Here is a 23953-nt window from a genome sequence, read left to right on the forward strand (position 1 = left end):
AATTAAAAGGTTAAATTCAATCCAAAAGTTACAGTGCGCAGGAAAGGATATCGCTTGGAGTTGTCCACTTTACGATTTGCTTCCGGATCCCATCCATCATTAATTTTGCTGTGTTCCCACAAATCGCTACCTGTCACATATACGCGCGCCTTACTTAATATTTTTGTTTTGGCAAGCAGGGAAGCCGGAAGTGAATAACCCAGAGTTACATTTTTCAAGCGCAAATATGCTCCGTCTTCTACCGACCATGAAGAACATTGGTAGTTGTAGTTGTTAAGTTCGGACTGGTTAGTCAGTGCAGGGAAGAATGCACCCGGATTATCCGGAGACCATGTGTTGCCTATGTGCTGATCGCTCGTGTTCAGATAAACGGCACGCATCGGAATTCTCCATGTACTTTCCTCACGCCAGATAGTACGTTTGCCTGCTCCCTGGAAAACGATGGCAAGGTCAAAACCATTCCACTCCAGACCTGCATTGATGGAGAATTGTACTTTAGGATCGTCTGTACCCAGATATACCAAATCTTCTTCTGTCAGCTTGCCATCCTTATTCACATCTTCGAACATGTTATCGCCAAGGCGCAGATTGTTGAGTGTACCGATAGTACTGGTGTTTTTATACTTATCCACATACTTTTTCAGTTGTTCTTCTGTCTGAATCTTGCCACAGTAACGGAGACCGAATACAGAATTCAGGGGATATCCTTCACGGTCGGAGCGTACACCTGCTTTGATGGCTCCACTGCCACCGTTATCCACTAATTCGTTGGTGGTGTAGGTAAAAGTACCACCGATATGATAGTTTACTTTTCCAATCTTATCCGACCAGTTGATCATACCTTCCCAACCGTGTGCCTTGAATGCACCGTAATTTGCCGTGGGAGCCTTGTCACCCAGAATACCCGGATAGATTACGTCGATCAACATATTGTCACTCTTCTTCCAGAAGATTTCTGCCGTACCTGTCAGGCGGTTACGTAAGAATCCGAAATCAAGACCAAGATTGTAGTTATGGATGCGTTCCCATGTACGGTCGGTACTCGGCAACTTACCGTTAGTGTCTACATAAGAGATTTTTCCATTACCTATCAACGCACCGCCACTGGGGGTGAAGTTATATAACTGTGCACCGTCATAGCGGTCAACGCCACTCTGATTACCTACGCTACCGTAAGAAGCTCTCAGCTTTAATTCGTCTACAAATGTCAGATTCTTCATGAATGCTTCTTCCGAAATTCTCCATCCGGCAGAGGTACCCCAGTAGAATACCCAACGGTTTTCGGGCTGGAATTTGGAAGAACCGTCGTAACGTCCCTGTGCTTCCAACATGTATTTAGAACGATAATTGTAGTTGATACGACCGAAGTAAGACATTACTGCCTCTTGCCATTTGGTTGATTTATCGTCACCGTTCTTCAGGTAAACAACATCTTTTGTGCTATTGGGAATTTCCAATGAGGGCAGTATACCTTCTGTATAGAGGAAAGTGCCTTCATACTCTTTCAGATTATATTGCGAACCCACCATCACTTTTACATCATGAACATCGGCAAAGATATGCGACCAGTCGATGTGTCCGGACAATGAGTAAAAGTCAGTACGTGAATTGGATTTGGAATACGAGCTCTTGTCCTCGGTCGGATTACTGCGAACTACGCGGTCACCCTCATAGTTATACCAATCAATAGCTTTACTTTGTTTATCACGGATGGCTGTCGATGTATTATAACCGGCCGTTACAGAAGCTGTCAGATTTTTCAGGATGGAATATCTGAATGTCTCGCTGATGTTGATGGCGGACACTTTCAGCTTGTTGTCACCGCCCAATTCACAATACCAGTTGGGTGCACCCCATGTTCCCCATGCATAAGGTTTGCCATTAGCTGTAGCAGACGGGAAACCCGGTTGCTGTGAGTTGGTGGTCAGTGCCGAACCAATCTGTGTGGGTGCCACCTGATCCTGACGGTTGTAGGCAATTACCGACTCAATAGAAGCGCGGTCAGACAGTTTAAAGGTATTTGTCAAGCGCAGGTTATAACGATTATTATTGTTGTTACCCCACTTCAAGTTACTGTCATCATACATATAGCCTAAAGACAGACGGTACTTTGAGGCATCCGAGCCACCTGCTATGGCAAGTTCGTGTTGCGTGGAAGCGGCTGTTCCCCACATGATATCCTGCCAGTTAGTATCGAAAAATACAAAGTCCGCTACGTCTGTGAAGGCATTACCAAAAGGATTCGTAGTGTGGTCAAGATTGATATACTGATTTTTATACGCCAACGCCAGTTTTGCGTAACGCATCCAGGTATCATCGTCACCGTAACCGTCATTGGTACGTGCATCTATTACAGAGGAAGCCCATTGTTCCAGGCTCATCAGATGAGGAGACAGACCGATAAACTTACTTGTAACCGAACCGCTGTAGTCTACCTGCACCTTGCCTGCCTGGGCTTTCTTGGTAGTTACCAATACTACACCACCGGCAGCTTTGCTACCGTAGATGGAAGCCGAAGCATCTTTCAAGAAGTTGATAGACTCAATATCAGAGGGATTCAACAAACGCAATTCGTTTACGCTTTCATATTCCACACCGTCGATAATGACTAACGGACTGGTCGTGTTTTTTGAAACTGCACCGCGCAGACTCATGTTCCAGCTTTCATCGCCCGGGGCTGTAGAGTTACGCGTGATAATGACTCCGGGAACCTGGCCTTGCAATGCCTGTACAGGACTGGACATTGTTCCTTTATTCTCTAACATCTTCTGATTCACCACTGTTACCGAACCGGTCATTGTAGCTTTCTTTTGTGTACCGTAGCCCACAACCACCACTTCGTCCAGCATTTCCGAATCTTCTGCCAGAACCACTTTCAGATTGGTTTCATTTCCTTTTACCACAATCTCCTGTGACTTATAGCCTATAAATGAAACCACTAAAGTCCCTTTTGCATTACTCAGACTGAAATTACCGTCAATGTCGGTAATACAACCGTTCGTGGTGCCTTTCACCATAATGTTGGCACCAATGATGGGTTCACCGGTGGCATCCACTACGGTACCTTTTACTGTACCGGCCTGCATAATGGCTTGTACCTCATTTACATTGGCAAAAGCCTGCTGCGGGCTACCTACACAGAGTGCAGATGCCATTGCTGCTGAGAATAAAATTCTTTTCGATGAGAATTTCAGAAATTCATTCCTCATAATTTATAAATTTAAAATTAACACTATTATTTCTATTGTACTCTAATTAGATACATTGTTTCATATATTCACGTATTTCTTTCCGGCTAATAAACAAATGGTTTTCGACCGTACGGCGTGAAAGGTTCAATTTGGCGGAAATTTCCGATGAGGATTTATCCTCAAAACGGTTCATGATATAAATCTTTCTGCGTTGTTCCGGAAGGGTGCGCAGTTTGCGCTTTTCACAAGCCAGTAAATCATTGGCAATAATCTGGTTTTCCGTTTCATTGGTACAGGTCGTTGCATGATCGTATATATAAGAAGTTATTTCTTGCTTCTTATAGTGACGGCGCAGGTAATCGTTCACCAGATTACGGGATATGGTGTAAATGAAAAACTTTACGGTATCCGGACGGAGCATTTGCTTATAGTCCATTAAACGCAGAAATACATCTTGGGCTATGTCTTCAGCTTCTTCTTTACTGTTTATTCTATAATATATATAGAGATAGACGGAGCGGTGGTAACTCGTATAAGAGTCAGCTATCAATTGAACGGATGTCATCTTTTTGTTTTCCATGCTTCAGACTTTGGTTACGTTTTACGTTAGCTTTACGATTGCAAATATAAAAGGTAAAAAACGGAAAACAATTTTTTATAGTGCTTAACAAATCTCATCTCATTAACTTAGACTAAAAACTAATTAATTTGCTGTAATATAGTTGTTTAAGAATTTGAGACTCGTAGTGTCAACTAATAATTTGAGACTCCGGGGTGAGTTGGACGGAAAATCTGATGCAACAAAAACGCACTTATCTTTCAATATGCTGAAAGATAAGTGCGGAAAATGATGGAGTATATCTTAATATTATAAGTTATTCGTTGTTATTCTTTCCGATGCTCCGGATATATTCATTGGGAGTGATGCCGGTAGCCTTCTTGAAATAGCGGAAGAAGGAGGCGCGTGAGCTAAAACCGCAGAGTTCGGCAAGTGCTCCCAGTGTATATTTGGAATACTCGTCTTCGTTGATAAGGCGCTTGAACTCTTCAATACGGTAATCATTGATATAATCGTAATAATTACGGTTCAGATGTTGATTGAACAGATAAGATAAAGTATGTGCTGACCTGCCGAGCATTGTTGCCAGATCGGCTATTTTCAGATCTGGGTTCGTATATGGCTTATCACGAAGCATCAGAGCCTCCAGCTTTTCTGTCAGGCGCTGACATTCTTCCGTGCTTATCTTATTGGTTTTATATTTTGATTCTACTGTCTTTTCTTGCTTTTCGGGCTCTTGCACATCTTCCGGAAGTTGGATTTGAATATTTTTCGTTTGCTTCGCTTTTCTCTTACGCTGATAGTAAATGTAGCCGATAAAAACTAAGGCAATGGAAATGGCAATGATGCTCCATGTTTCTACAGGATAGGCAATGTGGACAGCGGTGTGTATTTCAGAATCAGGATTCCCGATATAGCGTAACTTGAAAAGATAGTTTCCGGATGACAAGTCATAATAAGTAATTTCAGACTTTCCGGTCAGTATCTGCCAGTCTTCATCTTCACCTTCCAATTTATATTCATAAGTCATATAAGCCGGTTCGGTATAGGTAAAACCGGAGAAGTGAAATGTCAGGTTGTTTTGCGAGGATTCAAGTTCTATTTCAGGAACTTTTCCACTTTCAATAACAGGATGAAGCGATTTCTTTCCATTGACATAAATATCTGTAATTGTCAGCGGATAAGTATATCTTTTCATCTGGTTATTTTCCTTGAAGTTCATATAAATCAGCCCTTTGGAATTTCCCATCCATATATTTCCCTGTTGGTCCTGTATGGGAGGGCACAATGTGAAAATAGAACTGGGAATACCGTCTATGAAATTATAAGGAATAAAAGTTTCTTTCTTGTCGTAGCGGTAGAGTCCGTTATTGGTTCCTATCCAGAGCCATTTTTCGTCATCTTCCAGAATAAACATACCATCTTTTCCTTCCAGTTGTGTATCAGGTTGCAACCTTCTGAAACGGCTCATGGAGAGATCGGATATACACATACTTCCTTTGTCCGGCAGGAAATAAAGATTATGGTCGGAGTCTTCATATACAACTCTGATCTTTTCTTTATGAATAAAATTTTCCGGAAAGATGTCGGTTTTTAAACTTTCGGAAGAGGGGTCCCAGATGCACATGCCATTCTCCGTACAAATCCATCCCTTGTGAGTGGAATCAAAATAGATTTCGTAAACATTTCCTTCGGGTAATTTGGAGTTGGCACTGGTGTAGTGTTTGATTCTTTTCCCATCCTTATAACAATAGAGGCCCATTGAGGTACCTATCCACAATTGGTCTTTAGCATCCGCTTTTATACTGAAAATCTGTCCCCGCATGAAAGGCTGCGGTTCGTTGGGTTCGAAGTCGTGGATAGTAAGATCAGCAGGATTGAATATGTACATACCTCCGCCATAAGTTCCGATATAATATTTATCCTGAAATTTGTAGATACAGAAGATCATACTGGAACGCAATTCGGGAGATTTAAAGTTTTTGAAGCGTCGTTCCTCTTCGTTTATATAGAATAGACCGTCGCGGGAGCCGACTAACTTTTCATGTTCAGTGATTGCGATACTGCGGACGGGCATATCTTTGGAGTCAAAATACGGGGGATAACTGTAAGTAGAGAAAAGTCCGCTCTGGTATAGACTGTAATCCAATCCCAGTTGATAGAAACCTATCCAGATAAGCCCGTCACGATCCACTAAAAGGGAGTATACGGAGTTGGAACGGATACTTTCGTCTTTTCCCGGCTCGTGGCGGAAAGAGCGTAGAACTTTCATTTGTTTGGTAGAAATGAAATGTACTCCATTTCCATCTGTACCCACATACAACATATCTTCACCATCACTGGACAGCGAAGATATCACATTGCACCCTACATCGATGAAGTGCCTGAATTTATGTGTTTGCGTATCGAAGCTGATAATGCCTTGCCCCATCGTACCCAGATAAAGTACGTTGCCGATGCGGGTGATATTGTTGTAAGAGCAAAGATGCTTGTTTTCTACTATATTATGATAAGGGGCGATTTTCTTGTCGGCAAGTGTCAGGGAATAAAGCCCGTCGTTGGTAGCTATCCAAAGAGTGCCATCTTCACTAAGATTTAGTCCGGTGATGATATTAGAGGCTGAAAGGACATTGGGATCTATGAGCTTTTGTTCCAGGTTCCCGTTTTTATAGATAAACAGACCGGCCTCGCTCCCTATATATAAAGTACCTTTTCCATCAGGTAGGAGGGTCCGGACGCCATAGTGTAATGTTTCAGCAGCAATCGGTTCGAGAATATCTTTTTCGGTATTCACTCGCCAAAGTCCCATACCATTTCCCATCCATATCTGGTTGCCCTCCATTTCGGCAATAGCATTGACTCGTTTGATTTTCTCATTTGCTCCGGAAATCAGGAAATGTTTCAGACGTGTGCCGTCAAAACGTTCCAGGGAATTGCCGGTACCTATCCAAACATAACCAATGGAGTCTTTATAAAGTGCATTTACTACTAAATCGGAAAGTCCTTCGGTGACGGATAGTCCCCGGAAGACGGAGGGGAGGGAATAGCCCGGAAGGAAGCTAAACAGTAGGAATAGCAAGATGATATATTTTGATATGTTCTTCACAATATGATATCTTTCGTTTCTATGCATTATGTTTCTGTACAGCAAATATAAGGAAAAAGAACGAAAATATTCAGGTTTAGGATGATTATTCGGCAGTCGGGGAGTCTTTGCTGACTTATTGGCTTACGGGTAGGGGCGTATCTGATCCGTACCAAGTCCGTACCAAGTCCGTACCTGCTCCGTGTCTATAGCTATGGAGCAGCTACGGAGCTGGTACGGAGTAGCTACGGAGATACTATGGAGGGTGTACGGAGATGCTACGGACCATGTATGGAGATGGTATGGACTTGATGCTGTTATTTTCACTTCAATTCCGTTTCCGCTGTATTGGCTTTTAGTTTATACGTCTTCTTTTTGATGCTGATGGTGCAATCGGCGGATGCAGTGTAGTACCATGCCCCTTTCTTGAATTCCAGTAATACCTCTGCGGGAGTTTCCGCCTTGATAACTACATTCGGGGTGCTTAGCAATGTGCCATGTCCTAAAAAGAAGGTACAGTCATCGCCCTTTTTATTTCCCCATAAAGCATAGGTGGCTTGTGCACTCATTTTTCCGCTGGTGCAGATATCCGTAGGGTTATCTGATGACAGGATATAATCTATACGTCCATCTTTCTGTACGACACATATGCTAGTGGCGCTGTTTTCTGTTTTGCTTTTTACTTCGGGGAAGCTTACTTCGGTAATGCAGCCGGGTTCTTTTATGGATGAAGGTTCATAGATAGCGACGAACGGCCGGTTCCAGGCTTCTCCTTTCTGGCGGGCTACAAAAGTCAGGGTAGGTTGTTCTTTGATATTATATGGCATCCCTGGGGTACGGCTCAAACCTTCCGTCATGGGAGACAGGGCGGTGAAAACTTCCCGGTCCGTTTCTCCTTTCATCCACAAGTTCATTGAAATGTCATCCTTGTCGGGCATGGCAATGGTAAATGTAGCTTTTATATCTTTGTCAGTAATAGCTGACTTTTTATCATAGATATAAGAATAAGCATAAAGGTGAGCACCGGCAAAGGCCAGTTCTTCGGTGGGTTGTAGATTCAAGTCTGCACCGTCTGTGCCTGTCAGTGTTAGGGTTTGCCCCAGATTATGGTAGAAATAATCATGCATTTTATCACCGCCGCGTTCTTTCCGGCTGCGGAAGATATCTATATAGTAACCGGTTTCCGGACCGGTAGTGACGATGCTCATCATACGGGTCTGGTCGGCACGGCTTTCCGGTTCACGGAAAGAAACATCGCTATAGGTTACGGAAGTGAAAGCTTTTCCCGGTTCGGAAGAAACAGGGAAACTGGATTTAAGATCGAAGGAGTGGTTACTTTTCATAACCGGATAACTGGAAATGCCGTCTACGCATACCGTGTTATGGCTGGGAAATTGAGAGTAATATTCCAGATAATCCAGCCCACTGTATAAATAGAGACCAATTCCGGCATCAGGAGCCAGAACATATCCTTTACCGTAAAGTTCCATGGATATGCCATTAGCATGCATGTGGTTTCCTTCACTGGCATTCAGGGAAATCATGAGGCTGTGACGGGGATTCATTCCGTTTCGTTGTACCAGCCAGGAAACGTTCGGTGCATAGAAGAAGGGAGAGACATATTGTTCTATTTTTCCGGCTTCGATATTGGGATTCAGTTCCAATGGCTTTTCATCAAAGAAAGAACTGATAGAGACGGGGACACTTTTTTTATTGTCTTTGGTTTTTCCCGCATCGGGATGGAAGCATTTCAGCATGGCAGTGAAGTATTCTTCCTGCTCTTTTTTTCCGTTGTGCTGTGCATTTCGTATCATGCGGGATATAGGGTTGGTGTTCAGATATCCCGGGTGGGTGTCGCCGAAACCACAGATCATCCGGTTGGGGAATAAATATTGCGGAGTAGCGGCTACCGCTTTAGAGAGAACCGGCATTGCTTTCACCAGGTCATAATTCAGGTTCCGGTCGAAGAGGGTAGCAAAACTGGTGTAGTCATTCAGTACTACATTGCTGTATCCGGGACATTCGGCCCAGATGCCTGTCTTCGGATCGAAACCATAATCGGCTAATTTATTCAGACTCCATTGGCGGATACTGGAACGGTTGAGTACATAATCAATGTAATATTCGCGTCCTTTACCATCGGCATATTGCTTATTGTTTTCCAGTATCATACCGATATTCATGACATAGCGAGCCTGCATCAGGTTCCAGTTGTTGTGAGGAACACCGTTTGCAATGATATTGTCCGCCCATTTCTTGAAAGCTCCTGCGTATATATCCATTTTGTCGGTATGCCGGGCATTCAGGTAGTCATACAGGAAATCGTAAAGGGGAACGATGTCATAAAGAATATCTTCGTGAATAACCTCGAAAGAACTCATTCCTACCAGCGTTTGCTGATGGCCGTGGTTGAGGTCGATGGGAACATTCCGGTAATAGATGCCAGTCATATAGGTATCGAATACTCCGGCGGCGAGTTTTGCATATCTTTCTTCTCCGGTAAGCCAGTAGAGGAAGGCGGCATCACGGGCGATACCCATGATTTCACGGTTCAGGCTCTCGATGTTGCGTCCGGTTTTAGAAGGATGTACACTCTCCATAGGACGGCCGGGCAAGGCATTGTTACAGAAAGTCACATTTCCTTCCGCATCGTCATCGTATGGCACTACATCTTCCAGACGGGGACGTCCGTGGGTGGCAAATGTGCCGCGCGTACCGGTATAGCGAACGGTGGGTGCCGGTGCTTTTTCGCCTCCGGCATGGTTGAAGGTTTCACCTTTTATATATACATCCGTAGCATGAGACTTCCAATACATGGCAAGGCGCGAAAGTAACCAGTCCGGTTGGGCGTCTGTCAGGTTAGCATAAAGATCGGTTTGTCTTTTCAGTTTCTCAAATACGTTTTTTGCCCAATCTTCTTTTTCTATCAGATTCAGGGTTTCACTCTTACCGTTGTTGTCTGTCAGATAACGCGGATGGCTGTCCGGTAACTGCTGCCGGAAGGCGATTTTCACCTCCTGGGCCTGTAATATCCCTGAAAAAAGAAGGCATATCAATAAACTAAGTGCTTTCATATTCTATCAATAACATTAGGTGTTTAAAGAATATACGGATGAGGGTGGATAATTACTCAACGAAACTATGTAAAGATAGCGCAAAACTATGCAAAAGATGTAATCATTATTACACTTTTTTAAAAATAAAGCCCCTACTTTTGTGAAAAATACTATTTCCTATGAAGAAATTGTCATTTATAAACAGGTTTTTACCTTCGTACAAATGGAAAGTGGCTGCGGTAATTATCTGCGGTATTGTGGTAGGCGGGGGAGGCTTGTTCATGTATCTGCTGCGGGCACATACCTATTTGGGGGATGAGCCGTCGGCGTGCGTGAACTGTCATATCATGGCACCTTACTACGCTACATGGTTCCACAGTTCACATAGTCGGGATGCCACTTGCAATGACTGTCATGTTCCTCATGAGAATGCCGTTAAGAAATGGACGTTCAAAGGGATGGATGGTATGAAGCATGTAGCTGCTTTTTTGACAAAGAGCGAGCCGCAGGTTATCAGGGCGCATGAAGCCAGTTCAGAGGTGATTATGAACAACTGTATCCGTTGCCATACGCAGTTGAATGCGGAGTTTGTGAAAACCGGGAAAATAGATTATATGATGTCTCAGGTAGGCGAGGGTAAGGCTTGCTGGGATTGTCACCGGGATGTGCCGCATGGTGGAAGCAATTCGTTGTCATCTACTCCCAATGCTCTGGTACCTTATCCCGAATCGCCCGTTCCGGACTGGCTGCAAAAGATGCTTAAGAAATAATGAAATAAAATCAATATACTTATGGAAAAGAAATTGAAATCATGGCAAGGCTGGCTGCTGTTCGGTGGTTCGATGGTAGTCGTGTTTGTATTAGGATTATGTGTTTCCGCGTTGATGGAGAGGCGGGCGGAATTAGAAAGCGTGTTCAATAACCGCAGGACTGTTATTACAGGCATTGAAGCCCGTAATGAAGTGTTCAAAAGTGATTTTCCCCGTGAATATCAGACCTGGACGGAAACAGCGAAGACGGATTTCCAGAGTGAGTTCAACGGAAACATTGCGGTTGATGTATTGGAACAACGTCCCGAAATGGTGGTTCTGTGGGCAGGATATGCTTTTTCAAAGGATTATTCGACTCCGCGTGGCCATATGCATGCGATAGAGGATATAACGGCTAGTCTTCGTACAGGTGCGCCTGCTACTCCCGAAGATGGTCCGCAACCGTCTACCTGCTGGACTTGTAAGAGTCCGGATGTTCCCCGTATGATGGAGGCTATCGGTGTGGATGCATTCTATAATAATAAGTGGGGAGCAATGGGCGATGAGATCGTAAATCCTATCGGATGTGCCGATTGCCACGAACCGGAAAATATGAACCTGCACATCAGCCGTCCGGCATTGATCGAGGCTTTTGCACGTCAAGGCAGAGATATTACGAAAGCTACTCCGCAGGAAATGCGTTCGCTGGTTTGTGCGCAGTGTCACGTGGAGTACTACTTCAAGGGTGATGGTAAGTACCTGACTTTCCCTTGGGATAAAGGCTTTACTGTGGAAGATATGGAGGCTTATTATGATAATGAAGGTTTCTATGACTATATTCATAAACTGAGCCGTGCTCCGATATTGAAAGCGCAGCATCCTGATTATGAAATCTGTCAGATGGGTATTCACGGTCAGAGAGGTGTGTCTTGTGCAGATTGTCACATGCCTTATAAGAGCGAAGGTGGTGTGAAATTCAGCGATCACCATATTCAAAGCCCGCTGGCGATGATAGACCGCACTTGTCAGACTTGCCACCGCGAAAGCGAAGAAACACTGCGTAACAATGTGTACGAACGTCAGCGTAAGGCTAACGAAATACGTAACCGTTTGGAACAGGAACTTGCCAAGGCTCATATCGAGGCTAAGTTTGCATGGGACAAGGGTGCTACGGAAGATCAGATGAAAGACGTACTTGCCCTTATCCGTCAGGCGCAGTGGCGTTGGGATTTCGGTGTGGCTTCTCACGGTGGTGCTTTCCACGCTCCGCAGGAAATCCAACGTATCCTTTCACATGGATTGGATAAGGCTATGCAGGCTCGTCTGGCTGTATCAAGAGTATTGGCTAAGCATGGTTTTACGGATGATGTGCCGATGCCGGATATTTCAACCAAAGAGAAAGCACAACAATACATTGGTCTCGACATGGATGCGGAAAGAGCAGCTAAAGAGAAATTCTTGAAAACAACTGTACCTGCGTGGCTGGAAAAAGCGAAAGCTAACGGTCGCCTGGCCCAGAAATAAAACAGAGATATGTGGATCAGACCGTGGGGATTTAAAGAAGGGTGCCTGATAGGCGCAGGACTGTTGGCGACAGGATGGCTGCTACAGATTACAATCGGTGAAATAGATTGGAGTCTGTTTGCCTGTCCGGTGAACATCATAGTTCTGGTTTTATATATAACCGGAATAGTTGCCATGCATTGCCTGCGCAAACGTGTCTATTTCTTCGGTTGGATGAGCCATTATACATTGGCTGTCTCTTCTCTTTTATGGGTGGCGGGCATTACGGTGGTGATGGGACTTATCCGTCAGATCCCTTCCGGTCATCCGGCAGATATGCTTGGCTTTTCACGAATGCTTTCGGCATGGCCTTTTGTATTGCTTTATATCTGGATGGTGACTGTACTGGGGCTGACTACGCTTCGTGCCGGATTTCCATTCAGATGGAAGAAGCTTGCTTTCCTTTTGAACCATGCCGGGCTGTTCATTGCCCTGATTACGGCAACCTTGGGAAATGCCGATATGCAGCGGCTGAAAATGACTACCCGGATAGATAATGCCGAATGGCGTGCAATGGATGGGTACGGTAAATTGATAGAACTTCCGCTGGCCATTGAGCTGAAAGACTTCACGATTGACGAGTATCCTCCGAAACTGATGCTGATTGATAATGAAACAGGACGTACATTGCCTGAGAAAGCACCGGAACATTTGTTGCTGGAAGAAGGTGTAACGGATGGGCAACTGTCCGATTGGCTGGTGACTATCCGGCAAACGATTCCCTGGGCGGCTTCCGTGGCTACGGAAGATACGGTGAAGTTTACCGAATTCCATTCGATGGGAGCCACATATGCCGTTTATTTACAGGCTATCAATCAAAAGACGAAAGCGGCAAAGGAGGGGTGGGTAAGTTGCGGTAGTTTTATTTTCCCATATAAAGCATTGCGTCTGGATTCGTTGACAAGCCTTATCATGCCGGAACGCGAGCCGCAGCGTTTTGCATCTACAGTGAAAGTTTACACGGAAGACGGCAAACAGGTGGAAGATACGATTGCAGTGAACCATCCTCTGAATGTGGCCGGATGGAATATTTATCAATTGAGTTATGATGATACGAAAGGGCGTTGGAGCGATATCAGTGTGTTCGAACTGGTACGTGATCCGTGGCTGTCTGCTGTCTATACGGGTATTATCATGATGGTGCTGGGAGCTATCTGTCTGTTTGTTAACGCACAAAAAAGAAAAGAGGAGGACGCAGAATGACGTGGGATTATTTTGTACCGTTTTCAATTGCCGCCCTGCACTTCTGGGGATTCGGTGCCTTTGCCGCCTGGCGCGGGAGAAAACCGTATATTGTTGGCGGGCTTACCTTGATTGGGCTTGCTATCTTCTTCTGCTTTATTGTGGGAATGTGGATTTCCCTGGAACGCCCGCCTATGCGGACCATGGGAGAGACGCGCCTGTGGTACTCTTTCTTTCTTCCACTGGCAGGACTCATCACATACAGCCGTTGGAGGTATAAGTGGATACTCAGTTTCAGTTTTATCCTGTCACTGGTATTTATCTGCATCAATATCTTCAAACCGGAAATACATAACAAAACTTTGATGCCGGCTTTGCAAAGTCCGTGGTTTACACCTCATGTCATCGTATATATGTTTGCCTATGCTATGCTGGGTGCGGCCACCGTGATGGCTATTTATCTGCTTTGGTTCAAGAAGAAGCCGATTGACAGCCGGGAGATGGACCTATGCGATAATCTGACTTATGTAGGATTGGCATTCATGACATTAGGCATGCTGTCGGGGGCTGTATGGGCAAAAGAGGCGTGGGGACATTACTGGTCGTGGGATCCGAAGGAGACATGGGCGGCCGCTACGTGGTTTTCCTATCTGATTTATATACATTTCCGCCTTGGAAAACCTTTGCTACACCGTAAGGCCTTAATTTTACTTCTGATATCATTTGTTTTGCTGCAAATGTGCTGGTACGGCATCAACTATCTGCCCTCTGCACAGGGAGTCAGCATTCATACGTATAATTTAAACTGATAATCATTATGAAAACTACTTATTGGGCAATGCTTCTCATGCTTTTGCCAAGCATGGCGTATACGCAAACAACAGAAAAAGAGAATGAATTTACAATGTCCATCCAGATCAGACCTCGTGCGGAATATCGTAACGGTGCTCTGATGCCCCGTAATGAAGGAGAGGAACCTGCGGGATTCATCAATAACCGTGCACGCCTTTCTATGGAGTACAAGCGTTCTGATTTGCAAATGAAAATCTCGGCTCAGCATGTGGGGGTATGGGGACAAGATCCGCAGATTGACAAGAATGGACGTTTCATCATGAACGAGGCATGGGCTAAACTGAATTTCGGTAAAAACTTCTTTGCACAATTAGGTCGTCAGACCCTTTCGTATGATGACGAGCGCATTCTGGGCGGACTGGATTGGAACATAGCCGGACGCTATCATGATGCATTGAAACTGGGTTATGCCGACCCCAACAACCAATTGCATCTTATCCTCGCTTTCAACCAGAATGACGAGACTAAGATAGGCGGTACCTATTACGTGCAGGCCGGGGCGCAGCCTTACAAGAATATGCAGACATTCTGGTATCACTATAAATCCGATTATACTCCCTTTGATGCATCCTTACTGTTCATGAATCTGGGATTGGAAACCGGAGATGCCGCTACTAAAGAGTCTCACACCCGTTATCTGCAAACAATGGGAACTTATATCACCTACAGGGAAAATGGGTGGAATGTAGACGGCGCCTTCTATTATCAGACGGGCAAGAACCAAAATGTGCAGAAGGTATCTGCTTTCATGGCCAGCCTGCAAGTGGCTTATGCTTTCCCATACAACCTTAAACCTACTTGGACGATAGTGACAAGCGCCGATTATCTAAGTGGAAACAGCAGTGACAGTGACAAGTATAAGGCATTCAATGTTCTGTATGGCACACATCATAAGTTTTACGGAGCTATGGATTATTTCTACGCGTCCGACTTTAAACCCGGATATGCTCCCGGCTTGTTTGACAAACGTCTGGGTTTACGTTTCCGTGCTTCCGATAAGGTGGATATGGACTTGAACTACCATCATTTCTCAACTGCGGTGAAGTTGCCGAATCTGAAGAAAGCATTAGGTTCGGAAGTCGATTATCAGATTAACTGGTCGGTGATGAAGGATGTGAAACTCTCCGCCGGATATTCTATTATGCGCGGAACGGAGACGATGGACATCGTGAAAGGCGGCAATCATAAAAGCTGGCAAGACTGGGGATGGGTGTCTGTCAACATCAATCCCAGAGTGCTGTTTGTGAAGTGGTAAAACAGTAGTAAGAGAGAGAATAAATGAAGGTACGTATCAGGAGGAAGCTCTTATACGTACCTTTCTAATATAGCTTCATTGAGTATCTGCACTGTCTTTCCATCCATATCGATAATACCTTCCTTTATCATCTTATTAATCTCTTTCGATAGTGCAGGGCGGGTTACATTCAGATATTCGGCAAGGGTTGCCTGGTTGTGGATGATGTTGACCGTTGAAGAATTCTTTTTCTTGTGTTCCAGCAAGTAGACAACGAAACGTTCGCGCACTGTTTTCCGTGATAGGGTTTTCAGGCGGGATACTGTGCAGACATTACAATTACCCGTGATGCAAAGAAAGTTGTGTAATATTTTAGGTTCCTCGCTGATAAGCTTGAACATGGACTCTTTGCTGGCGGTGAGCAGGGTGCTGTCTTCCATGGCGGTAAAGGTTGCCGGCAGCACTCCGTCTGAACTGAATAAATGAGGAGTGGCGAATGCACGTGCCGCAACGATATATTCTATCATGACTTCATTTCCCAATCCGTCGATAATATCTACCCGTAGTTTCCCCTCCAACAATACATATAATTTCTTGCAGAGTGTTCCCTGGGTGGCAATGATATCTTTTTTGTCGACCGAGTACAGGGAAATATCCAATCTGTCGAGCAACGAATGCTTGATGTTAAGGGGAAGGTCACGAAACAGCGGAATCTGGAAAAGTAATTCCTGATGTTTGTCGGTTAATGTTATTTTCCTCATTATATTAGGTAGTTGGTTGTACAAAGATACGATGAAAAAGTAGAATTAAAAGTATTTCTTTGAATTCTCCTCGTCAATAAACATTTCTTTTCCTTCTATTTGTATGCAGCCCTCATTGCTCAGTTCAGATATGGCACGTGCCAATGACGGACGGGCTACCCCAAGTATATGTGCCACTTCCTGTTGGGAACCGATGCCTCCATGCATCTTTACATAATTGAGCAATCTGGATTTCAGGCTTTGTAAGGCAAACTCGTTCAACTTCTTGGATAGAAACAAGCTCCGGTCGGAAATCAACTTCAGGAAATTCTGCATGATGACCGGGTACTGGTGCATGAATTCCAGAAAAGCATCCTTGTTCAGAATCAATACTTCCGAGGTTTCCAGGGTTTCGATATTCACCGGGAAACGGTTTTCGGAAGCGAAGATGAAAGCTGGTGCAAGGAGTTTCGGAGCACGGAGGGTCTCTATGGTGAGTTGTTTTCCTTCTGCACTGACCATTTGCGTACGTACTGTTCCATTGCACAGAATATAGAGAGAGCGGTAAATATCTCCCTGCATGGCGATAAACTCTCCCGGTTTATAAGATTTAAGGGTATGTTGGTGCAACAGAACGAACTTTAACAGCGTTTCTTCTGTTATGCCTCGAAATAATGGCATCTGTAATAATATATGTGGTTCCATTCTTTTTTAAGTTTTTTGTGATTGGGTGTAACATACGTGACAATTTACCTGCCATAAACTCTCCATCTTTGCACAAAGATAATACAAATCGAATGCAGAACTTTCATGCTTGCATGAAAAGTTATGCTGGGATGCAGCTTATCTTATCTAAAGATCAATTTTATAACTAAAAGAATAAGATGATGGAAGCTAAAATGTTTTGTTACCAGTGTCAGGAGACAATGAAAGGCACCGGTTGTATTTTGAAAGGTATGTGTGGAAAAGAAAGTCATACAGCAAAGGCAATGGATTTGCTGATGTTCGTGGTACGTGGAATATCGGTCGTTACCGATGAGTTCCGTAACGCCGGACATCCTGTAGCTGCCGAAGTGAATCGTTTTGTTGTGGATGCCTTATTCTGTACCATTACAAATGCCAATTTCGATGATGAAAGCATTCTGAACAGGGTGGATAAAGGTATGGCATTGCGTAACCGTTTAATAGAAGAAGCCAAAGAAAAAGGTATTTCCCTGCCTGAAATCGACGAATTGCAATGGCAGGGCGGACGTGATGAGTATGCTTCCAAGGCGGAAAGCGTGGGTGTGTTGCGTGAGCCCGACATAGATCTGCGTTCCCTGAAAGAATTGATGACCTATGGTCTGAAAGGTATGGCGGCATATCTGGAACATGCCATGCGTCTGGGATATGACGATGCTTCTATCCATACTTTTATGCAACATGCTTTGGCCGCCACTGCCACAAAATCACTTCCGGCAGGCGAATGGGTGAAGATGGTGCTCCAGACCGGAGAATACGGTGTGAAGACTATGGCTTTACTGGATAAAGCAAATACCGAACGCTATGGCAATCCGGAAATGACAAAAGTAAATATCGGAGTAGGGAAGCGTCCGGGTATTCTGATAAGCGGCCATGACTTGAAAGATATGGAAGAACTATTGAAGCAAACCGAAGGTACGGGAGTCGACGTGTACACACATAGCGAAATGCTTCCTGCTCACTATTATCCTGCTTTCAAGAAGTATTCCCACTTCGTAGGCAACTATGGAAATGCTTGGTGGAAGCAGCGTGAAGAGTTCACTACTTTCAATGGTCCTATCCTGTTTACAACGAACTGTATCGTCCCCCCGTTGGCAAATGCTGAATATAAAGAACGTATGTTTACAACAAATTCCACCGGATATCCCGGTTGCAAGTACATTCAGGCAGATGCCGAAGGTAGAAAAGACTTCTCCGAAATTATCGAGATAGCCAAGCAATGCCAACCGCCTACGGAAATAGAACGTGGAGAAATCATCGGTGGTTTTGCCCATAATCAGGTGTTGCAACTGGCAGATAAAGTGGTGGATGCCGTGAAGAGCGGTGCTATTCGTCGCTTTGTAGTTATGGCAGGTTGCGACGGACGTATGAAGGGACGTGATTATTATACCGAATTTGCCAAGGCGTTGCCTAAAGATACAGTCATCCTGACAGCAGGTTGTGCCAAGTATCGTTACAATAAGTTGCCTCTGGGAGATATCAACGGCATTCCACGTGTACTGGATGCAGGACAGTGCAACGACAGCTATTCACTGGCAGTCATTGCAATGAAACTGAAAGAAGTGTTCGAACTGAATGATATTAACGAACTCCCGATTGTGTATAACATTGCCTGGTATGAGCAGAAAGCCGTTATCGTACTGCTGGCCTTGTTGAGTCTGGGTGTGAAGAAAATCCATTTAGGACCTACGCTGCCTGCCTTCCTGTCGCCCAATGTGGCAAAAGTCTTGGTAGATACTTTTCAGATAGGTACCATCAGTGATGTGGAAGATGACTTGAAGATGTTCCAATTATCATAAATGATTAATAAATTCTGAAGTATATTCGGATGGATAATTCCCGCCCCTACAAGTTAATCATATCGTGATTAATTTGTAGGGGCGAATTATTATTTTAGTAGGATTTTCTTGAGTGGTCTTTGAAATTTACAACTTCCACCCCAATGTCTTTTCCTGTATATTCCATAGCTTGGCGTATAGCCCCTTATTATCGAGTAGTTCCTGATGCTTACCTTGTTCAGCAATGCGTCCTTCCTCCAATACTATGATGTTATCTGCATTCTTGATCGTCTTCAGGCGATGGGCAATCACGATTACCGTACGTCCTGCAATCAATGTATTGATGGCACGCTGTACTTCCACTTCATTTTCCGGATCGAGTGAAGCCGTTGCTTCATCCAGAAGCACTACGGGAGCTTCTTTCAATATAGCACGTGCGATGGAAATGCGCTGCTTCTCTCCACCGGACAAGGTACAACCACCTTCACCGACCTGCGTATCATATCCTTTGGGCAATCGCATGATGAAATCGTGGCAACATGCTTTGCGGGCCGCCGCTTCTATTTCTTCGTCCGTAGCGTCGGTTTTGCCGAAACGGATATTGTTGCGAATAGTATCTTGAAACAGATACACATCCTGGAATACCATTGAGATATGACTCATCAGCGATTCCGGTTCCAGGGTTTTCATATCTACTCCATTAAATAAAACCTGTCCCTGTTGCGGATCGTAAAAACGTGCGCATAGTTTCAGCATGGTGCTTTTTCCACTGCCCGAAGGACCTACCAGAGCGGTGAGTGTATTCTTACGCAGTGTTACCGATACATCATGCAGTACCTGTTTTTTCTGATAGCCGAATGATACGTGATAGAAAGTGATATCACCGCTTTCCGGGGCTTCTTTACTTCCTTGCATTTCCGGTTCGTTCATCAGCGTCAGGATACGCCCTCCGGCAATGGAGAAATATCGGAATTCTGCAAAGTTGGTCAGTGCCGAAGTCAGCGGATCGAAGACGCGGGAACCGACAACGAGGAACATAACGAACGTGAGCAAGGATAAATCTCCTCCTATCAATAAGTACGTTCCACAAAGTATCATCAACGTCAGACCTGCTCGTATCAGCGTTACGGAAAGCAGTATGAACGGGCCGAGCAATGCTTCCTGGCGGATACAGGCACGGCGTAGTTCGGCAAAGGCATTCTTCAGACGGACAAACTTGTCGCCCAGCAGATTATATGCTTTCATTACCCGTATTCCCTGCAAGTACTCTTCCAGACGATTGCCTGCATTGATTTTGGCAGCAATCTGTTTGCCGCTCAGTTTGTATTGCAGGTAAGTACTGCCCAGCAATATTCCTACGGCAAGTGGCAGGGCTATAAACATGGTAACGGCCATTCGCCAATCTATCCATAGCAAGCCAAGGAAGGCAAGTACAGGCATCACCAGTGCACCCATCAATTGGGGCAGATGATGCGAAATACCTGTTTCCGCCATAGTAAAGTCTGTAATCAGCATGGAGGAAAGATCACCCGGATCGCGGCGTGACAGGAAGCCTAATGAGAGTTTCCGCAAATGCTCTGCCAGGCTGACACGTCCTGCGGCACTCATTTCATAGGCACCTCGGAAATTGGCGCGGTAGGAAACCTTTTCGGCCAACGCCATGACAAATACATACACTACAAGCAGGATAAAAATAGTCCAGAGCCGTTGAGTGTCCAGCGGCATTCCGCTGCCATCGAAAGCACGGAATATCACGTTGATTGCTTCGATAGACAGGCAGAATGGGACAATATTTACCAGGTTGGCAAGCATCGTGTAGCCCACAGGTTTGCGAAGGCGTTCGGTGTGCCCTATCGTAATATTTTCTATTGCATTCATTCTTTTACCTCCTTCTTACTGTTTAGTTCCCAGCGGAACGCATCCGTATAAGCGTCCCACATATTCTTATATAATCCTTCCGTTTTACTTAATATCTCGTGTTTCCCATGCTGTACGAGCTTTCCTTCGTTCAGTACGATGATTTGCTGTGCCGAAATGATGGACGAGAGACGGTGTGCAATGATGATAACCGTCTTATTCTGGATCAGATGTTGCAAAGCCTGCTGCATCTTATATTCATTTTCGGGATCGGCAAAAGCAGTCGCCTCGTCCAGCACCAGGATAGGGGCATTTTTCAGGATGGCCCTTGCCACACAGACACGTTGCGACTCGCCACCGGAAAGGTAGACGCCCTCATCTCCGATGCGGGTTTCATAACCTTGCGGAAGGCTTTCTATAAACTCATGGCACTGTGCGGCTTTTGCGGCAGCTATCACTTCCTCGCGCCCTGCACTGGAGTTTCCTACCCGGATATTTTCATAGAGGGTATCAAAGAAAAGGAAGCTATCTTGGAAAACAAAGGAAACAATGTCCATCAACTTTTCGGTGGGAATATTTTTGATGTTGACTCCTCCGATCCGTATTTCGCCTTCCACTACATCCCAGAAGCGGGGAATCAGATTGGCTACTGTAGATTTTCCTGAACCTGAGGGGCCTACGAGTGCCGTAATTTCACCTTGGCGTGCTGTGAAGGTGATGTCGCGTAGCGCTTCGGTACGAGTTGTCTCCGCTTTATTCTCATAAGCGAAACTAACCTTGAGGAATTCAATGTCATAACCGGCGGGTACTTGCGGTGTTTGTGCTTCCGGTACGGGTGGCTCGGCAAAGATACGGTCAATACGTTCTACGCCCTCGTCTATTTCCCGTGTACCCGATCCGAGGAACATCAGTTTATAAATAGGGGAGGCTACTCCGGGACCCATAATAATAAAGAATAGATAGACAGCGGCTAATGCCAGATTTTGTGGCTCATGACTCAGTAATAGTAAACCTATCGGCAGAATAAACGTAATGAGTGAGTTCAGTAATATGGTGAAGACCACCATGCCGGGTTCGTATGTATCGCATACTTTCAGTGCATATTCCTTATACGCCTCAATCTCACTATTGAAACGGCGGAATGACCGGACGCTCTGACCGAAGATTTTCACGACCGGCATGCCGCGTACATATTGTACGGCTGAGGCGCTCATTCGTTCCTGTGTATCAAAGTAGATTTTAGTAAACTCCTGTGCCTTTTTCCCGAAGAAGTTGGCAAACTGTAATCCTATACTCAATGCGATACAGAATAGACAGACCGCAGCCATCCAGCCATTCAGGGAGAAAAAGATGATAAACATCAGAGTGACCGTAGCCAATACATTCACAAGGTCGGGGATGGTATGGGCAATGAAGTTCTCAATCTTTTCTACATTCTGTTCCATAATTTTCTTGATGCTTCCGGTAGATGTACCGTTCAGGTATCCTAACGATAAGCGTCCGATGTGTTCCGATAGCTTGATACGTAATCCGTATAGGATACGGAAAGCTGCTACATGTGAGGCCATCAGTGCCGCATAAAGTAGCAATAATCCTCCGATCAGTCCGAAGAAGGCGAACCACCCCCAATATATCAGTACTCCGCTGTCCACTTTCCCTAAATCACTGGCGTGATGCAGCAATTCTTGCAATACGCGGTATACCGACCAGTAGGGAACCAGCATGCACGTAGCGCTGCCTGCCGAAAGAACTCCGGCCAGGATCAGCAAGCCTTTCCGCTCGCCTGCAATCTCAAACAGGCGGGCGATTCCTTTTTTCTGTTTCTGTTTCTCTTTCATAATTTATAATTTTGTTTAGTGTGAGTTTTCTCTTTTGGGGCAGGCATTCACTCTTTGCAGGGCTAAGGGATAAAGAGTAATAGCCTGTGCCTACTGTTAATCTGTGATGACTCCTATACTGAGTATAGAATCAATGCCAATGATTCCTACAATCAATGCCAATGATTCATACCATCAATGCCAATGATTCATATCATCAATGCCAATGATGCCTATCATCAATACGGATGATGATATACTCAGTCATATAGGCATCCTGGTTGACCTCTACTTATAACCCGGCTCTCTCCGGTGCTTAATAACGAACAATATTCAGATTCATTCAAAAAAAGAGAGAACTTATATTTTCATAAGCTCTCTCCAACCAGTTACTTCGAATGTGATGTATTCTGTGACTATCTGTTCCAAATCTTCTATCCCGACTCGGTGCATGATCAATTCCTCAAACATGGTGAACATCCATGCCGTATGCAGGTGGATAGAAAAGTCGGTTACATTGATATTCATTTGCGGATGTTTCTCTTTCATATCTCTGAAGTACTCTTTCACGAGTGATGTGGAGCGTTCGGTGAAGTTCTCCTTGAAGTTTTCCAGTGAAGAACCCTGTGCATGGAAAAATAGCAATACCAACAATTTGCGATGCTTTTGTATCAATGTCATGTACTCTTCTATCACATATCGTAGGTATTCTGTGGAATACATCTCCATGATATCTGCTCCATAACGACCGTGATGTTCGTGCAGCATTCTTTCGAATGCACTGATTACAGGCCGTACCACCGTACAGAAAATATCATCCTTACTTTTGAAATAGTTATAGATATTGCTCAACCCTACCTGTGCTTCTTGCGCAATTTCACGCATGGAAGCCTTTGGAAAGCCGTTTTCGAGGAATACCTTTTCGGCAGCTTTCAAAATTTCTTTTTGTATGTCATCTTTAGGGTATTGCATAAGTTTTATTTCTCGACTGCAAAGTAGGGGAGAATCCGCCTTTTCTGAAATACCCATTAATGATGGTTTTTTGTTAGATTTTTATAAAAATCACAATTATTGGGTATTGCCAAGGTCACTGAAAGCATGCAACTTTGCGCGTATAATCTAACTATAAACTACTATATGGTGAAACTAACCAATCATAAAAAGGCAATTGGCAGACCTTTAAGTTGTAAGAGATGGGGAATAATAGCTATTATTATTCTTTTTGCAGGTAGCTTATCTTTTTTACTGTACTCTTACTTTTCTCATGATGCTGATAATCCTCAGTGTAACTGTTTGCTATGTATGCTTAATCATGTTCCTGAAGAGGGAGAGTACATTTATAATCGCTATTTGATATTTATTAGTTTTATCTGGATTGCTGTGATCTTTGCGACTGTCTTTTTAGCGAATTACTGCTTTGTAAAAAAAAAGAACAAAAATAAATAGTGTTCGTTTAAGTACCTACTTGTTATTATTTTTAATAACATAATACTCATATTTGGGTATTGCCCGCCTTTTCAACTCCCTCTACCTTTGCGCCAACAAAATT

General features: G+C 44.4%; 17 protein-coding genes. 7 read left to right on the forward strand and 10 right to left on the reverse strand.

Annotation, left to right across the window (positions count from 1 at the left end; genetic code table 11):
- Window positions 1–2: 2 nt before the first annotated feature.
- The 5 genes from K6V21_RS15855 to K6V21_RS15875 form a co-directional block, all read right to left on the reverse strand.
- Window positions 3–3209, reverse strand: a complete 3207-nt coding sequence (locus K6V21_RS15855) for a SusC/RagA family TonB-linked outer membrane protein (RefSeq protein ID WP_408912611.1) — start codon at window positions 3207–3209, stop codon at window positions 3–5.
- A 46-nt stretch (window positions 3210–3255) separates the two neighbouring features.
- Window positions 3256–3771, reverse strand: a complete 516-nt coding sequence (locus tag K6V21_RS15860; RefSeq protein ID WP_224319219.1) for a sigma-70 family RNA polymerase sigma factor — start codon at window positions 3769–3771, stop codon at window positions 3256–3258.
- Between the two features lie 295 nt (window positions 3772–4066).
- Window positions 4067–6883 carry a two-component regulator propeller domain-containing protein gene (locus K6V21_RS15865; protein WP_224319220.1) on the reverse strand — a complete coding sequence of 939 codons (2817 nt, stop codon included), beginning with the start codon at window positions 6881–6883 and terminating at the stop codon, window positions 4067–4069.
- Between the two features lie 96 nt (window positions 6884–6979).
- Window positions 6980–7162 (reverse strand): hypothetical protein, encoded by a 183-nt coding sequence (locus K6V21_RS15870; protein WP_224319221.1) that lies wholly within the window; start codon window positions 7160–7162, stop codon window positions 6980–6982.
- A complete protein-coding gene (locus K6V21_RS15875) occupies window positions 7159–9909 on the reverse strand; it encodes a heparinase II/III family protein (RefSeq protein ID WP_224319222.1) in 2751 nt (916 codons plus the stop codon). The genes K6V21_RS15870 and K6V21_RS15875 overlap by 4 nt, the downstream gene beginning before the upstream one ends.
- Window positions 9910–10070: 161 nt before the next feature.
- Here K6V21_RS15875 and nrfH point away from each other — a divergent pair, with 161 nt between their 5' ends.
- The 5 genes from nrfH to K6V21_RS15900 are packed head-to-tail and all read left to right on the forward strand — an operon-like array spanning window position 10071 to window position 15492.
- Window positions 10071–10661, forward strand: coding sequence for a cytochrome c nitrite reductase small subunit (nrfH, locus tag K6V21_RS15880; RefSeq protein ID WP_224319223.1), 591 nt, complete (start codon window positions 10071–10073; stop codon window positions 10659–10661).
- 21 nt (window positions 10662–10682) lie between these two features.
- A complete protein-coding gene (gene nrfA / locus K6V21_RS15885) occupies window positions 10683–12164 on the forward strand; it encodes an ammonia-forming cytochrome c nitrite reductase (protein WP_224319224.1) in 1482 nt (493 codons plus the stop codon).
- Between the two features lie 9 nt (window positions 12165–12173).
- Complete coding sequence (locus K6V21_RS15890) at window positions 12174–13406, forward strand: cytochrome c biogenesis protein ResB (protein ID WP_224319225.1); 1233 nt, start codon at window positions 12174–12176, stop codon at window positions 13404–13406.
- Window positions 13403–14194, forward strand: coding sequence for a cytochrome c biogenesis protein CcsA (gene ccsA, locus K6V21_RS15895; protein ID WP_007216193.1), 792 nt, complete (start codon window positions 13403–13405; stop codon window positions 14192–14194). Before K6V21_RS15890 ends, ccsA begins: the two co-directional genes overlap by 4 nt.
- Window positions 14195–14202: 8 nt before the next feature.
- On the forward strand, window positions 14203–15492 hold the full coding sequence (locus tag K6V21_RS15900; protein ID WP_224319226.1) for an alginate export family protein: 1290 nt from the start codon (window positions 14203–14205) through the stop codon (window positions 15490–15492).
- A gap of 50 nt (window positions 15493–15542) precedes the next feature.
- Here the strand turns inward: K6V21_RS15900 and K6V21_RS15905 are convergent, their stop codons facing one another.
- Window positions 15543–16232, reverse strand: coding sequence for a Crp/Fnr family transcriptional regulator (locus K6V21_RS15905; protein ID WP_044271327.1), 690 nt, complete (start codon window positions 16230–16232; stop codon window positions 15543–15545).
- Between the two features lie 45 nt (window positions 16233–16277).
- Complete coding sequence (locus tag K6V21_RS15910; RefSeq protein WP_118221085.1) at window positions 16278–16916, reverse strand: Crp/Fnr family transcriptional regulator; 639 nt, start codon at window positions 16914–16916, stop codon at window positions 16278–16280.
- 182 nt (window positions 16917–17098) lie between these two features.
- Between K6V21_RS15910 and hcp the strand changes: the two genes are divergently transcribed.
- Window positions 17099–18751 carry a hydroxylamine reductase gene (hcp, locus tag K6V21_RS15915; RefSeq protein WP_007216197.1) on the forward strand — a complete coding sequence of 551 codons (1653 nt, stop codon included), beginning with the start codon at window positions 17099–17101 and terminating at the stop codon, window positions 18749–18751.
- 126 nt (window positions 18752–18877) lie between these two features.
- Here hcp and K6V21_RS15920 read toward each other — a convergent pair whose 3' ends face one another.
- From K6V21_RS15920 to K6V21_RS15930, 3 genes are all read right to left on the reverse strand, one after another.
- The gene (locus K6V21_RS15920; protein WP_224319227.1) at window positions 18878–20608 is read right to left on the reverse strand and encodes an ABC transporter ATP-binding protein; all 1731 of its coding nucleotides are present in this window, start codon (window positions 20606–20608) and stop codon (window positions 18878–18880) included.
- Complete coding sequence (locus tag K6V21_RS15925) at window positions 20605–22425, reverse strand: ABC transporter ATP-binding protein (protein ID WP_224319228.1); 1821 nt, start codon at window positions 22423–22425, stop codon at window positions 20605–20607. The genes K6V21_RS15920 and K6V21_RS15925 overlap by 4 nt, the downstream gene beginning before the upstream one ends.
- A gap of 339 nt (window positions 22426–22764) precedes the next feature.
- A complete protein-coding gene (locus K6V21_RS15930) occupies window positions 22765–23376 on the reverse strand; it encodes a TetR/AcrR family transcriptional regulator (RefSeq protein ID WP_044155328.1) in 612 nt (203 codons plus the stop codon).
- A gap of 99 nt (window positions 23377–23475) precedes the next feature.
- On the opposite strand from K6V21_RS15930, the gene K6V21_RS15935 reads away from it, so the two are divergent.
- Complete coding sequence (locus K6V21_RS15935) at window positions 23476–23850, forward strand: hypothetical protein (protein ID WP_408912612.1); 375 nt, start codon at window positions 23476–23478, stop codon at window positions 23848–23850.
- The last annotated feature ends 103 nt before the right edge of the window (window positions 23851–23953 follow it).

This window comes from Bacteroides cellulosilyticus, from assembly GCF_020091405.1.
Lineage (GTDB): Bacteria > Bacteroidota > Bacteroidia > Bacteroidales > Bacteroidaceae > Bacteroides.